The 13,716-nt window shown below is 29.3% G+C and carries 16 protein-coding genes; 7 read left to right on the top strand and 9 right to left on the bottom strand.

The genetic code is table 11. The features are described from left to right. Positions 1-24: 24 nt before the first annotated feature. Entirely contained in the window at positions 25-1,224 is a 1,200-nt protein-coding gene (gene fabV / locus BUA86_RS12955; RefSeq protein WP_072933329.1) for an enoyl-ACP reductase FabV, read from the bottom strand. Between the two features lie 195 nt (positions 1,225-1,419). Between fabV and BUA86_RS12950 the strand changes: the two genes are divergently transcribed. Both BUA86_RS12950 and BUA86_RS12945 read left to right on the top strand, forming a co-directional pair. Next, complete coding sequence (locus BUA86_RS12950) at positions 1,420-1,836, top strand: transposase (RefSeq protein WP_072933327.1); 417 nt, start codon at positions 1,420-1,422, stop codon at positions 1,834-1,836. A gap of 24 nt (positions 1,837-1,860) precedes the next feature. Next, positions 1,861-2,166 carry a helix-turn-helix domain-containing protein gene (locus tag BUA86_RS12945; protein ID WP_072933325.1) on the top strand — a complete coding sequence of 102 codons (306 nt, stop codon included), beginning with the start codon at positions 1,861-1,863 and terminating at the stop codon, positions 2,164-2,166. A 4-nt stretch (positions 2,167-2,170) separates the two neighbouring features. Here BUA86_RS12945 and BUA86_RS12940 read toward each other — a convergent pair whose 3' ends face one another. Continuing rightward, complete coding sequence (locus BUA86_RS12940) at positions 2,171-2,470, bottom strand: DUF3817 domain-containing protein (protein WP_072933323.1); 300 nt, start codon at positions 2,468-2,470, stop codon at positions 2,171-2,173. 154 nt (positions 2,471-2,624) lie between these two features. Between BUA86_RS12940 and BUA86_RS12935 the strand changes: the two genes are divergently transcribed. Together BUA86_RS12935 and BUA86_RS12930 are read left to right on the top strand one after the other, a co-directional pair. Next, positions 2,625-3,746 (top strand): calcium:cation antiporter, encoded by a 1,122-nt coding sequence (locus BUA86_RS12935; RefSeq protein WP_072933321.1) that lies wholly within the window; start codon positions 2,625-2,627, stop codon positions 3,744-3,746. Positions 3,747-3,878: 132 nt separating this feature from the next. Continuing rightward, positions 3,879-4,949: a 2,3-butanediol dehydrogenase gene (locus BUA86_RS12930; protein ID WP_072933319.1), complete on the top strand. Its 1,071-nt coding sequence runs from the start codon at positions 3,879-3,881 to the stop codon at positions 4,947-4,949. A gap of 35 nt (positions 4,950-4,984) precedes the next feature. Here the strand turns inward: BUA86_RS12930 and BUA86_RS12925 are convergent, their stop codons facing one another. The 4 genes from BUA86_RS12925 to truA all read right to left on the bottom strand — a co-directional run bounded on the left by BUA86_RS12925 (position 4,985) and on the right by truA (position 9,051). Next, entirely contained in the window at positions 4,985-5,938 is a 954-nt protein-coding gene (locus BUA86_RS12925; protein WP_072933317.1) for a LysR substrate-binding domain-containing protein, read from the bottom strand. Between the two features lie 146 nt (positions 5,939-6,084). Continuing rightward, positions 6,085-6,501 (bottom strand): hypothetical protein, encoded by a 417-nt coding sequence (locus tag BUA86_RS12920; RefSeq protein WP_072933315.1) that lies wholly within the window; start codon positions 6,499-6,501, stop codon positions 6,085-6,087. Positions 6,502-6,548: 47 nt separating this feature from the next. Beyond that, on the bottom strand, positions 6,549-8,309 hold the full coding sequence (locus tag BUA86_RS12915) for an ABC transporter ATP-binding protein (protein WP_072933455.1): 1,761 nt from the start codon (positions 8,307-8,309) through the stop codon (positions 6,549-6,551). Beyond that, positions 8,296-9,051 carry a tRNA pseudouridine(38-40) synthase TruA gene (gene truA, locus BUA86_RS12910; RefSeq protein WP_083580372.1) on the bottom strand — a complete coding sequence of 252 codons (756 nt, stop codon included), beginning with the start codon at positions 9,049-9,051 and terminating at the stop codon, positions 8,296-8,298. The genes BUA86_RS12915 and truA overlap by 14 nt, the downstream gene beginning before the upstream one ends. A gap of 34 nt (positions 9,052-9,085) precedes the next feature. Here truA and BUA86_RS12905 point away from each other — a divergent pair, with 34 nt between their 5' ends. Beyond that, positions 9,086-9,577 (top strand): metallophosphoesterase family protein, encoded by a 492-nt coding sequence (locus tag BUA86_RS12905; RefSeq protein WP_072933311.1) that lies wholly within the window; start codon positions 9,086-9,088, stop codon positions 9,575-9,577. 2 nt (positions 9,578-9,579) lie between these two features. Beyond that, a complete protein-coding gene (locus BUA86_RS12900) occupies positions 9,580-10,011 on the top strand; it encodes a flavodoxin family protein (RefSeq protein ID WP_072933309.1) in 432 nt (143 codons plus the stop codon). 13 nt (positions 10,012-10,024) lie between these two features. Here BUA86_RS12900 and BUA86_RS12895 read toward each other — a convergent pair whose 3' ends face one another. Then, positions 10,025-11,056, bottom strand: a complete 1,032-nt coding sequence (locus BUA86_RS12895; RefSeq protein WP_072933307.1) for an alpha/beta hydrolase — start codon at positions 11,054-11,056, stop codon at positions 10,025-10,027. Positions 11,057-11,129: 73 nt separating this feature from the next. Between BUA86_RS12895 and BUA86_RS12890 the strand changes: the two genes are divergently transcribed. Further along, positions 11,130-11,852, top strand: coding sequence for a YqjF family protein (locus BUA86_RS12890; protein ID WP_072933305.1), 723 nt, complete (start codon positions 11,130-11,132; stop codon positions 11,850-11,852). Here the strand turns inward: BUA86_RS12890 and BUA86_RS12885 are convergent. Both BUA86_RS12885 and mnmA read right to left on the bottom strand, forming a co-directional pair. Continuing rightward, entirely contained in the window at positions 11,847-12,329 is a 483-nt protein-coding gene (locus tag BUA86_RS12885; protein WP_072933303.1) for a GNAT family N-acetyltransferase, read from the bottom strand. The two genes, BUA86_RS12890 and BUA86_RS12885, sit on opposite strands and share 6 nt — an antisense overlap. Before the next feature lie 95 nt (positions 12,330-12,424). Further along, positions 12,425-13,618, bottom strand: coding sequence for a tRNA 2-thiouridine(34) synthase MnmA (mnmA, locus tag BUA86_RS12880; protein WP_072933301.1), 1,194 nt, complete (start codon positions 13,616-13,618; stop codon positions 12,425-12,427). Positions 13,619-13,716: the final 98 nt, after the last annotated feature.

Here is a 13,716-nt window from a genome sequence, read left to right as displayed (position 1 = left end):
TTTTATATGTAAGTTATGTATGTATTATTTTATACTTGGTACTTCAACTAATTCGTTTGTATCAGCTTCATAATCTATACCGTCATAGTTAAATCCAAATAATTGGAAGAACTCATCGCTATACCCTTTAATATCTGATATTTCATGAATATTTTCAGACGTAACAATTTTCCATAAATCATCTACTTCTTTTTGTACATCTTCTCTCATTTCCCAATCGTCAATTCTGATTCGTCCATTTTCATCTAAAGGAACATTTCCATTCGCTGTATATAAACGCTCTGAGAACAATCTTTCCATTTGCTCTATTGTTCCTTCGTGAATTCCTTTTTCTTTCATTACTTTATATAATAATGATACATATAAAGGTACAACAGGAATTGCAGAACTAGATTGTGTAACTAGAGCCTTATTAACAGAAACGTAAGAAACTCCGTTTAAATCTGCTAATAAATTATTAATTGTTGGAACAGTTTTCTCTAAATCATTTTTAGCCATTCCGATTGTTCCATCTTTGTAGATTCTATGTGTTAATTCTGGTCCGATGTAAGAATAAGCAACAGTTTTAACTCCTTCAGCTAAAACACCAGCAGCTTTTAAATCTTCTATCCAGAATTTCCAATCTTCTCCACCCATAACAGCAACAGTATTATCAATTTCCTCTTGAGATTCAATCGGATTAATTGTTATATCTGTTACATTAGCTGTATGAAAATCTACTGTTTTATTTGTAAAAGACTCTCCTATTGGTTTTAAAACAGATGAATAAGCTACTCCTGTTTTAGGATGATTTCTACGAGGTGAAGCTAAACTATAAACAACTAAATCAACTTGACCTAAATCCTTTTTAATTAAATCTATTGTTTGTTGTTTAATTTCATCAGAAAATGCATCACCATTAATACTTTTTGCATATAAACCTGCTTCTAAAGCTTCTTTTTCAAATGCAGCAGTATTATACCATCCTGCAGTTCCTGGTTTTCTTTCAGCAGCTGGCTTTTCGAAGAAAACTCCAATTGTTGCAGCATTGTATCCAAAAGCTGCTGTTATACGAGATGATAACCCAAATCCTGTAGAAGCACCAATTACTAATACTTTTTTTGGTCCTTCTTCAGTAATATTCTTTGATTTTACGTACTCAATTTGATTGTGAACATTTTTTGCAGTTCCCTCAGGATGAGTTGTAATACAAATAAAACCTCTTGTTCTTGGTTGAATAATCATTTTTCTAATTTTAATCGCATAAAAATATGAAATATTATCCAATTTGAAAACCCTCTTTTTTTGAATAAAAAGTGTGGTATTTTATTCAATACAACTCACTAAAAATAAATAATTTAATTAATTAGAAGATTTTTTGTGTAATTTATTTTTATTTTATATTTTTACTACAACCTATTCAAACAACAACCTATTAAAATGAAAAATATCCATATTGGCTCTTTAATAAAGCAAAGAGTTGAAGAACTAAACATTGATATGAAACGTATAGTTTCATTTTTTAAAAACTTATCTGAAAAAGAAATCACAGATCATTATAAAAAAAAATCAATAGACACAGAACATTTACTAAGATGGTCTAAGCTTTTAGAATATGATTTTTTTAGAATCTACACACAACACATCATTTTATTCGCTCCAGTAGGAAAAACAGTGTCCAAGACGACAACAACACCTTCTTCTTTACCAAATTATAGAAAAAATGTTTACACAAAAGAAATCATTGATTTTGTGTTGGATTTGTATACAAAAGAGAATAAAAAGATTCAAGAGATATCTAACGAATACAACATACCTAAGAATACTATAAATAATTGGATTAAAAAATATTTATAAACATTAACCTATAGACCTAAACAAATGAAAAAACCAAACTACAACAAAATCTATCAGGAAATTATTGAGCGTAATTTTCCTGAAAAGATGGAGCAAACAAAACATTTATTAAAAGAAAATATGAATGTTTTAGATGTTATTAATTTGTCTAATACATTGTCTCCTAAGTCAAAATCAGAAAATCAAAAACATAAATCTTATGATTTAGATTTTATTAAAACTGTATTAGCTTATCAAGAAAAAAATAAATTCATAAATCAGGAAACTGCTGAGAAATATAATCTTAGTAGAAATACTGTTACAAGATGGAAAAAAGCCTATAGCTCATAATATACTATTTTTCTTTTATTGCTTTATGTACAGCTAATGTCGCAAAAGGAATAAAAGCATACATAATATAAAAGATGAAATCTTCATCGTCCCACTTGTATATTTTTCTCACTCGGAAAAGTAAAATTAGATAAGCTGTAAACCAAAAACCATGGAAACAACCTGCAAATGGCATTGGTAGAATGTATCCAAATTGGTATTTGATTGGCATTGCAATCAAAAATAAAAGGGTGCAGCTTATTGTTTCCCATATACAAGAAATTCTAAACCAATTTTTCAATTTTTCATCCGATAAGCTTATCATGGTGCAAATTTAACTTTTTTATGGTTCGTATATTTATGATATGAATTAGTTTTTTTTATAAAATTATGGTGCAATTATTGTTATTTATGATAAATACCCATCTAAATTATCAATAAAATTTATTATTTTCGTAAAAATCAAAACTAAGTATAAAATGAACGTAGAAAATTTTCTTTCAAGAAAACTAAATTTAGCTTTACCCTATTGGACTATTGCTTGTCCTGTAATTGCAGTTATCACTTTATTCTTTGCTGGTACTTTAAAAGAGAATACATTTTTTTTAATATTTTTAGGTTTAACACTTGTTTCATCTGTTTTGGCTGCTGTTCACCATGCAGAAGTTGTAGCACATAAAGTAGGAGAACCATTTGGTACAATTATTTTAGCCTTAGCTATTACAGTTATAGAAGTGTCACTAATTGTATCGCTTATGTTATCAGAACCAGAAGGTACACTTTCTGTTCTTGCTAGAGATACTGTTTTTGCAGCTGTCATGATAATATTAACAGGAATAATTGGTGTTTGTTTACTAGGTGGTGGTTTTAGATTTAGAGAACAAAACTTTATAAAACAAGGTGTATCAACTGCCCTAATCACTTTAGTATCAATATCTATTTTAACGTTAGTTTTACCAAACTTCTTAACAACAGAATCTGGTGGAGAATTTTCATCAAGTCAATTAATATTTGTCGCAATTATTTCATTAATTCTTTATGGTGGTTTTATATCTGTGCAAACCATTCGTCATAGAGATTATTTTCTACCTCAAAGTAGTTCAGAAGGCGAAACAGTTTCCGAATTACATGCAGAAAAACCTAATTCACTTACAACAATTTCTAGCTTAGTTTTATTGCTTATTGCGTTAGTTGCTGTTGTTTTATCATCTAAACAATTATCGCCAACAATAGAGTCTATTGTGATAGATTTAGGAGCGCCTAAATCACTAGTTGGAATTATAATTGCTGGTGTTATTTTATTGCCTGAAGGATTAGCTGCTTATAAAGCTGCAAAAAAAGACAGATTACAAACTAGTCTTAATTTAGCATTAGGGTCTGCCCTAGCATCAATTGGATTAACGATACCTGCAGTAGCGATTGTTTGTTTTGTAACAGGTCTAAAAGTATCTTTAGGAATTGGAGCCAAGTCATCTGTTCTTCTAGTTTTATCTTTATTTACAGTATACTTGTCTTTAAGCTCTGGAAGAACAAACATTCAGCAAGGAATTGTTCTTTTAACTTTATTTGCAACCTATTTGTTTACTACAATAGTTCCTTAATTTTTAAGGTTTAAACTACTTTTAATAATTAAACATGATTTTTATCTAATTAAGAAATATTTAATAATCGTTTTAGTATTATTTGTTTTTAGTTTCCTAAATTTATAAGACAAACAAAAATAAGTAATTGCTATGAAAGATATGAAAGCAGCTCGCTGGTATGCAGAAAAAGACATTAGAGTAGAGCAAGCAGAAATTCCTACACCTAAAAATGGACAGATAAAGATTGCAGTTAAATTTGCTGGTATTTGTGGATCTGATTTGCATGAATATGTTCATGGACCGCAATTAATTCCGACAGAAGAACCTTATTTACTTTCTGGACACAAAGGAGTAACTACTCTTGGACATGAGTTTTCTGGAATTGTAGAAGAAGTTGGAGAAAACGCAAATGGAAATTTTAAAAAAGGAGACAGAGTTGTTGTAGAACCTATTTATAGAAATCCTGATAGTCCTTTCTTAACTTCTGGAGAATATAATTTATCAGAACCTCTTGGTTTTATAGGATTAAGCTCTAATGGTGGTTTTGCAAATTATGTTGTTGTAGAAGATTACATGGTTCATAAGATTCCAGATAGTATGTCTTTTGAACAAGGAGCTTTAGTAGAACCTGCTGCAGTTGCTGTACATGCTGTTTTACAAAGTGGTCTTAAAATAGGACAAACGGTACTAGTTTCAGGAGCTGGACCAATTGGTTTATTATGTGTTCAAGCTGCTATTGCTGCTGGTGCGACTACCGTAATTGTTACTGATGTTGCTGAGAAAAGATTAGAAAAAGCAAAAGAAATCGGTGCAACTTATATTATTAGTGCTACAGAGAAAAATATCCCAGAACAAATTAAGAAATTAACAAATGGTTTAGGTGTAGATGTTTATTTAGATGCAGCAGGTGTACAAGCTTCTTATGATACAGGATTAAACTCTGTTCGTAACGGAGGAACTGCAGTTCTTGTTGCTTTATTTGGTAAACCAGTTACAGCAAATCCACTTGATCAAGTTTTAAAAGAAATTACAATAAAAGGAGTTATTGCCTACAGAAATATTTTCCCTCAAGTAATTGCACTTATTGACAGCGGAAGAATTCCTGCCGAAAAGTTAATAACGAGTAAAATAAAATTAGACGAAATAGTTGATAAAGGATTTGAAGCTTTGGTAAATAATCCTGCCGAAGTAAAAATCTTAATCGATATAGAAAAAGATTAACAATAAAAAAGCTGCTTAAATAAGCAGCTTTTTTATTATTTATTTTTTGGTAATGAAACCATATTTGCGTCAATTTTTTGATCTTTTTCTAAGAAAATCTTTCCTCTTAAAATACTTTGAATTGTATTGATTAATTCTTTCTCAAAAGAATCTCTTAATTGAGATTGATGAAAGATTAATGACACTTCTCTTGTCGGAACAGGAGATTCAAAATTCTTTACATTATGTTTTAATTCAGCTGGTAAATCATCTGCAACTAAAGCTGGTAAAAGCGTCATTCCAAAACCATCATTTGATAATTTTACTAAAGCTTCAAAACTACCTGAATCTAGTTTAATTGGACGATTTTTTAGATTAGATGTATCACAAAGTGCTAATACATTATTTCTAAAACAATGTCCTTCTTGTAGTATTAATAAATCCGAAGTATCTAAATCATTTTCAATAATTCTTTCTTTATCAGCTAATCTGTGTCCTTTTGGGATATAAGCTACTAATGGTTCGTAATACAAAGGTTTTTCTACCAATTGATCTTCAAATAAAGGAGAAACAACAATACCGAAATCTAACGATCCATCTTTTATTCCTTTTATAATTTTATCCGTCTGTAATTCTTTGATAATTAAATTCGACTTTGGATTATTCTTCTGAAAAGTTTTGTAAAATAATGGCACAAGTGATGGTAAAACTGTCGGAATAACTCCAATAATGAAATCACCTTCTAATAAACCTTTTTCTTCGTTTACTAAGTGTTTCATTCTATTTGCTTCCATCAAGATTGTTTTAGCTTGCGCTACAATCTTTTCTCCAATTTGTGTTATTTTAATTGGGTGCGATGTTCTATCAAAAATATCAATATTTAGTTCTTTTTCTAACTTCTGTATTTGCATACTCAATGTTGGTTGAGTAACAAAAGATTTATCAGCAGCAATTGTAAAATTTTTATGTTCAGCAACTGCTAACACATATTGTAATTGTACTAATGTCATATATTTATCTATTAAATTCTATAAATTTTCGTGATAAATGTACGCAATATTATACTATCAATCTATATTATATAGGATAATATTTTAACATAAAAAAAAGCCCGATTATAATAATCGAGCTTTCAAAAAATTGTGTAATATTTTTATTATTTACTTAATTCTTTTTGTATTTCTGCTGTCCAATCTTGTAACTTTTTAGCATCCTCTTTGCTTAAAGTTTGCTTGATAGATTCTAATTCTTTTTGGAAATCTACAGATTGCTGTGTAAGAACAGCTAATTTGCTAATATCTTCTGAAGTTGCAGCAGATTTTATATCTGTAGCCCATTTACTGTATTTAGCTACAAATTCTGTAATCTTAGGGTCAGAAAATGTAGGTAATTTCTCTACAGCTTCGTTCACTTTATTTTTGATTTCTTCACCTTCAACTAATTGTTCAGAAACCGTTTCATCTACATTATTTTTTGTTTTTTCGACTTCTGCGTCTACTTTCTCTTTTTCAGATTTACAAGAAGTAAATGCTACTAAACTTAATACTGATGCTAATAAAAATATTTTTCTCATTTTTCTTAGTTTTTAATTTATATTAGAAATTGAATACTTATTAAATCTTAATTTTCTTTAGAGAATTGTACTTCGTGCAAATTAGCATAATAACCATGTTGCGCTAACAATTCATTATGTGTACCTTGCTCAACAATCATTCCATTATCCATTACAATAATTTTGTCGGCATTCTGAATTGTTGCTAAACGGTGTGCAATAATAATAGATGTTCTTCCTTGTGTAAGTTTATCTGTAGCATTCTGAATTAGTTCTTCTGATTCTGTATCTATTGATGATGTTGCTTCGTCTAAAACTAAAATTTCTGGATTATAAATATAAGCTCTCAAGAATGAAATTAATTGTCGTTGACCAACAGAAAGTGTCGAACCTCTTTCGCTTACTTCACTATAATATCCTTTTGGTAAAGATGTAATAAAATCATCAATTCCAATAATTTTAGCCGCATTCTGTACTTCTTCTAAACTAATGTCTTTATTTCCTAAAACAATGTTATCATAAATCGTTGTATTAAATAAAAAGACATCTTGTAGTACTACTGCTACGTGTTGACGCAGATTTTTTAAATTCATTTCATAAATATCAACATCATCAATTTTTATGGTACCAGAATCTATATCATAAAAACGACTCAATAAGTTGATAATGGTAGATTTACCAGCTCCTGTTGCTCCTACAATTGCTATTTTTTCTCCTGGTTTTGTTGAGAATGATATTCCTTTTAAAACTAAATTATTGGGAACGTAAGAAAACTTAACATCTTCAAAGTCAATTTTTCCTTTTACATGGTCAATTTCTATTTTACCATTATCTGGTAAAGATTGATCATCATCTAAAATTTTAAAAACTCTATCTGCTCCAACTAAACCTCTTTGTATGGTATTAAAACGCTCTGCAATTGCACGCATTGGCGCTGTTAATAAAACTACATATTGTGTAAATGCAATTAAATCACCTACAGAAACGTCACCATGAATAGCTGTTCTAAGTCCTCCAAACCAAATTAAACTTCCTGTTGCTAATGCAGAAATAATATCTACAACTGGAAATAATAAAGAAAAGTAAAAAACTGTTTTTAAATAATTCTTCTTTAAATCGTTGTTAATTGTAACAAACTTATCGTATTCTGCTTTTTGACGATTAAAAACCTGAATAATATTCATACCAGTTAATCGTTCCTGCACAAATGTATTTAACTGAGCTACAATTGTTCTTTCTTCTTGGTAAACATTTTTTAATGCTTTTTGGAATAATCTTGTAATTATCATCATTAAAGGAAGAATAATAATTACAACTGTGGCTAAAACCCAGTTCATCCAATACATTACAAAAACAATAAAGATAATTTTCAAGATATCTCCTAACATAACTAGGATACCATCATTAAAAACCTCAGCAATTGTTTCGATATCAGAAACAGATCTTGTCACCAAAACTCCATTTGGTGTTTTGTCAAAATATCCTAATCTAAATTTTATTAAATGATTGTACAAATTAACTCGTAACAAACGAATAACTCTTTGTGCAACAACATTCGCTAAATAAACCATAAAAAAGGATAATATACCTTCTAAGACTAATATTAACGTTAAGAACAAAATATGTTCTTTTAACTTAACTACATCTTTTCCAAGAATATAATCATCAATAATATTTCCTGTTAAATAAGGTCTGTATACTGAAAAACATGCACTAAAGATTGCGATAAACACAACCGACCAGAATAAAAATTTACTCTGTGCACCTACTTGTAATACACGTTTTAATCCATTAAAATCAAACGATGAATTTTCGTTATTTGAGCTCATTTTTAAATAATTCTTTTGAATATTGAACATCTACTAAATACAATCCATGTGCTGGAGCAGAAGCTCCTGCAGAAGATCGATTCTTTTGTTCGATAATGTCATTAAATTCTTGAATAGAAATTTTTCCTAATCCAACTTCAACCAATGTTCCAACAATAGCACGTACCATATTTCTTAGAAAACGATCTGCTGTAATTTGAAATACTAACTGATTATTTTCATTTTTTCGCCAAAAGGCTTCTCTTACATCACAAATATTTGTTTTTACATCTGTATGTAATTTTGCAAAACTTCCGAAATCGCCTTGTTTTATCAACAGTTTAGCTGCTTCATTCATTTTATCAACATTTAATTCTCTATTAAAAATCCAAGCGCTTTCATACGAAAACGGATCTTTAAAAGGAGAGATATAATAGTTATAAGAACGAGAAGTTGCATCAAAACGTGCATGCGCTTCTTCATCCATCAAAAATAAGTGATAAACAGCAATATCTTTTGGTAAAAATGAATTTAACTTTTTAATAATTTCAGCAGTCAACTCTTCTTCATAATCAAAATGAACAAACATTCTTTTTGCATGTACCCCAGTATCTGTACGACCGGCAGCTACAATAGAAATTTGTTTTCTTAAAATTTTAGATAATCTATCTTCAATAACTTCTTGTACAGAAATCTGATTAGGTTGAATTTGATAGCCAAAATAATTTTTTCCGTTGTATGCTAATTCTAAAAAATATCGCAATTGTTGTAAATTTGAAGGACAAAAATACAAACTTTTGAAGAAAATTCTTTTACTTTCGGACACACATTCTTACATTGATGATAGAATTTTAGATTATGCTCAACAAGCAGACGAAATTTGGCATGCTGGGGATATTGGAGACATTTCTGTAACGGATAAATTAGCTGCAATAAAACCTTTACGTGCTGTTTATGGAAATATTGACGATCAGAAAGTTCGAGCAGAATTTCCTTTAAATAATCGTTTTATTCTTGAAGGTGTTGATGTTTGGATAACGCATATTGGTGGTTATCCAACAAAATACAATCCAGCTATTAGAGCAGAAATATATGCTAATCCGCCAAAGTTATTTATTTGTGGACATTCTCATATTTTAAAAGTGATGCCCGACAAACAATTAGGACTAATACACATGAACCCTGGTGCAGTAGGAAAACATGGTTTTCAGAAAGTTCGCACAATGTTAAGATTTGAATTGAACGATGGTAAAATTGAAAACTTAGAAGTTATTGAATTTAAAAAGTAAAAATGGAAAAACAAATAATTATAAACTCAACTCATAATAAGGATGGTAAAACATCTAAATTAATTGAGAAATTATATCCTAACTCTAAATCGATTAAACTTATTGATTACAAAATGGAGTTATATAATTATGATGAAATATATTCTGAAGATGATGAGTTTTTAGAAATTATTCATGAAGTATTAAAGTATGATAAAATCATATTTGCCACGCCAGTTTATTGGTATTCCATGAGTAGTTTAATGAAAATTTTCTTTGATAGATTAACAGATTTAATTGGTTCTGAAGAAAAAATAGGTCGTCAATTAATGGGAAAAAAAGTAGAGGTAATAACAAGTTCTAATGGAAATCATTTAGGAGAGAACTTCTTCCTACCTTTTATGGAAACAGTTAATTATCTACATTTAGAATACGAAGGAGGTAAACACTATTAGAATTAGTTCTATTTTATTTACCTAGTTTAAATTCTTTTAAAATTCCTATAAACTTAGGGTTAGTTATATAATCTCTAAAATTATGGGAATTTTGTCCTGTAAAATCTGTTTTCTCTAAAAATGAATAAGTTTTATTTAATTCATTAAACAATTCGTCTTCGTAACCAAAATCTGTTGCTGTAAAACGACGAGATAAAAAGCCTATTTTCCCTTTTCCTAATACATAGTCAGTATTATTAATGGTTATGTGCATTTTCTTTAGTTGAGGTGAAAATATCTTTAATTGCTCATTATCCATTTTAAAATCAACTTCTCCTATTGCAGGAGCAAGCATTATACTATAAATTCTATTATTATTTTCTTTTAGTTCTTCTGCTTCACTAAAATCTACATGATGCGTTTGTGCAAGATCTATCTCACTATTTTTAAGTGATGGATTAACTAAAGCACTCAATACAACTGATGCTCCTCGGCTATGAGAAATTAAATAAACATCCTTATCATGAATAACATTTAGAATTCTTCTTAAACCAAAAACACCTGCTAACTGGCTATTTGTTGTTGCAGATACCCAAACTTTTGCTGCTCCAAATAAACTTTGATTTACCAAACCATCCCAATAAAAATTAAGCACTTCGTCTTTCTCATTATTTAAATTCATGTAAGTACGTGCTTTGTTGTAATTTTTTAAACTAACTAAATAATCATTATCTATTCCATGTACAAATATGATAACACGTTTCTTATTCTTGACTCTGTTTTTTATAGCTTTTAAACGTAATTCTTCATAAGACGTTAATTTGTTTTGAAAATTATTTTCTGTTGCTATTTTCATTAACGAATAATCTCTCCTATTTGCATTTTTGGGTGGATTCCCAAATTCTTTTAACCAACTGTCTGGATAAAAATTCCCATTCTGATCTACAAAAGAACTTGTTGTATTGGGTTGTATAAAATTATTTGGATTTTGTGATGCTGGAACATTATGGATTGCCGCACACGAAGTTAGAAAGCTTATTATCAGTATAAAGAAAATATTTTTCATTCCTTGAGAATTAGTAAAACGAATTAACTACAATTTTTATTAATTTGCAATAGAAAGTTTTACAGAAAAAAAAATGGAATATTCTATCAGCCAAATTTTAGAACAAAAAGAGCATCGTTCTTGGAGCTATCCTTCAAAAAAATGGAGCTATTACCAAGAATGGAACAATGCATTGTTTTTTCATTACGAAGTAGATAAAAATATTTTACAAGATCTTGTTCCAGATAATTTAGAAATTGATTTAATAAATGGTAAAGCATGGGTTTCTGTTGTTGCATTTGCAATGGAAAGAATAAGACCTCGTTTTTTACCTTCTGTTTCTTCTATCTCTAATTTTGGCGAAATTAATGTGAGGACTTATGTTACAAAAGACAATAAACCTGGTGTATATTTTCTATCTATTGAAGCAGAAAAATTAATGTCTGCAATTTTAGCAAAATCACTTTCTGGCTTACCTTACGAAAAATCTACTATTAAAAGAACTAAAAACTCTTATCAAGCACAGCATTCTCTGAAAGGTTTTTCATTGGGTGTTGATTATTATATTGGAATGGAAATAAAGCATAAAAACGAATTAGATTTATTTTTAACCGAACGTTATTGCTTGTATCTAAACAAAGGAAAAGATTTATTCCGTTATGAGATTCAGCATTTACCTTGGAATCTAAATCAGTTAGAGTTAGATTACTTACAATTAGATTATAAATTAGGAAACCTTATTTTAGATTCTAATCCAAATTTTATCCATTATTCTACAGGTGTACAAGTTGTTGCTTGGGAAAAAGAAAAATTATAATTTCTTTCTCAATAAATGTTGTTTTCCTTTTTCCATTTCGCGAACTGAGCCATCATCTATGTAACCAACTTTTAAGTATAAATTATAAGCAGATTTATTCTTAAAGTTAACAGCTAATACCAATTCTTCTACAATTGGATAATTCTCTTTTACAAAACTATCCATTAATAACATGGCAGATTTTCCATATCCTTCTCCTTGGTACTTTGGGTTAATAGAAAGTGAACGCAATAATAAAGAATTTTCGTTATTCGTTAAATCCATTTTATCTTCTCCGAAATCTAAAACAAAAAAACCGATTGGTTTTTCATCTAAAAGTATAGTTACTGCTTTAGCAAAATCATCTTCTCTTTGCTCTAAACGTTCAAAAACTTGTAATGGTAATGCCGTAAAATACAGTTGTTCTTCTGGCAAAGAATAACTAACTAAATCATTGTAGTGTTTTTGTTGATAAAAACGAAGTTGAAGTTTTGCCATATGCTATAATTTGTAAGTTAAATTTAGTAAATATTTAAAACAAAAAAACGCTCAAGATTTTCTTGAGCGTTTTACTATTGTAATAAATTAAATCTTTAATTATTGATAACTCCAGATCCTAATAATTCATCATTCACATACCAAGCACAGAATTGTCCTTCTGTAATAGCTGTTTGAGCTTCTTCAAACTCAACATACATTCCACTTTTAGCTTTATGTAATGTTGCTTTTTGCAATGGTTGACGGTAACGAATACGTGCTAAAACTTCCATTGTTTCATCTTCATTTAAAGCTAAATCTTCACGAACCCAATGCACTTCCTCTTCTTTAATAAAAAGCGCTTTTTTAAGTAAACCAGGATGATCTACTCCTTGTCCAGAATATATTACATTTTCTGTAACATCTGTATCTATAATAAACAATGGTTCAACCTTTCCTCCTACACCTAAACCTTTTCTTTGTCCACGTGTAAAGTAATGCGCACCTTGGTGTTGACCAACTACTTCTGCATCTTCTTGTTTATACGAATATCCTTTGGCTTCAAAATCCAATGCTTCATATTTATTTTCAAAAGTTGGAATTTCACGTTTGTAACCTTCCCAATCTTTCGCTACCTCCACAATAATACCTTCTTTCGGCTTTAATTGTTGTTGTAAAAATTCTGGTAAACTTACTTTACCAATAAAACATAATCCTTGAGAATCTTTTTTATTAGCTGTTACCAAATCTTGCTCTAATGCAATTTTACGAACTTCTGGTTTTTCTATATCTCCAATAGGAAATAATGCTTTGCTCAATTGTTCTTGAGACAATTGACATAAGAAATATGATTGATCTTTATTGTTATCTGTACCTTTTAACAACTGGAAAACTTCTTTCCCATTTTCATCTACTGTAGATGTCTTACGTGCATAATGTCCTGTGGCAACATAATCTGCACCAAGATCTAAAGCTGTTTTTAAAAATAAATCAAACTTTATCTCTCTATTACATAATACATCTGGATTTGGTGTTCTTCCTTGTTCATATTCATTAAACATATAATCTACAATACGTTCTTTATATGACTCTGACATATCTATCACCTGAAAAGGAATGTTTAATTTCTCGGCAACTAATAAAGCATCTGCACTATCTTCTATCCAAGGACATTCATCTTCTAGAGTAACGGAAGCATCGTTCCAATTACGCATAAATAATCCAATTACATCATATCCTTGTTCTTTTAACAAATATGCTGTAACACTTGAATCTACTCCTCCAGAAAGTCCTACGACTACTCTTTTCATTTTAAAAAATTTGAAGCAACAAAGTTACAAAATAATCTTGTCCAATTATTAATCCATTATTCTATTGTTTAGATAGAGTTATAAAATATATTTATATA

This window comes from Chishuiella changwenlii, from assembly GCF_900142565.1.
In the GTDB taxonomy this organism is placed as follows: Bacteria; Bacteroidota; Bacteroidia; order Flavobacteriales; family Weeksellaceae; genus Empedobacter; species Empedobacter changwenlii.
Note: the sequence above shows the minus strand (reverse complement) of the source record. Positions and strands in the feature narration are given on the sequence as shown.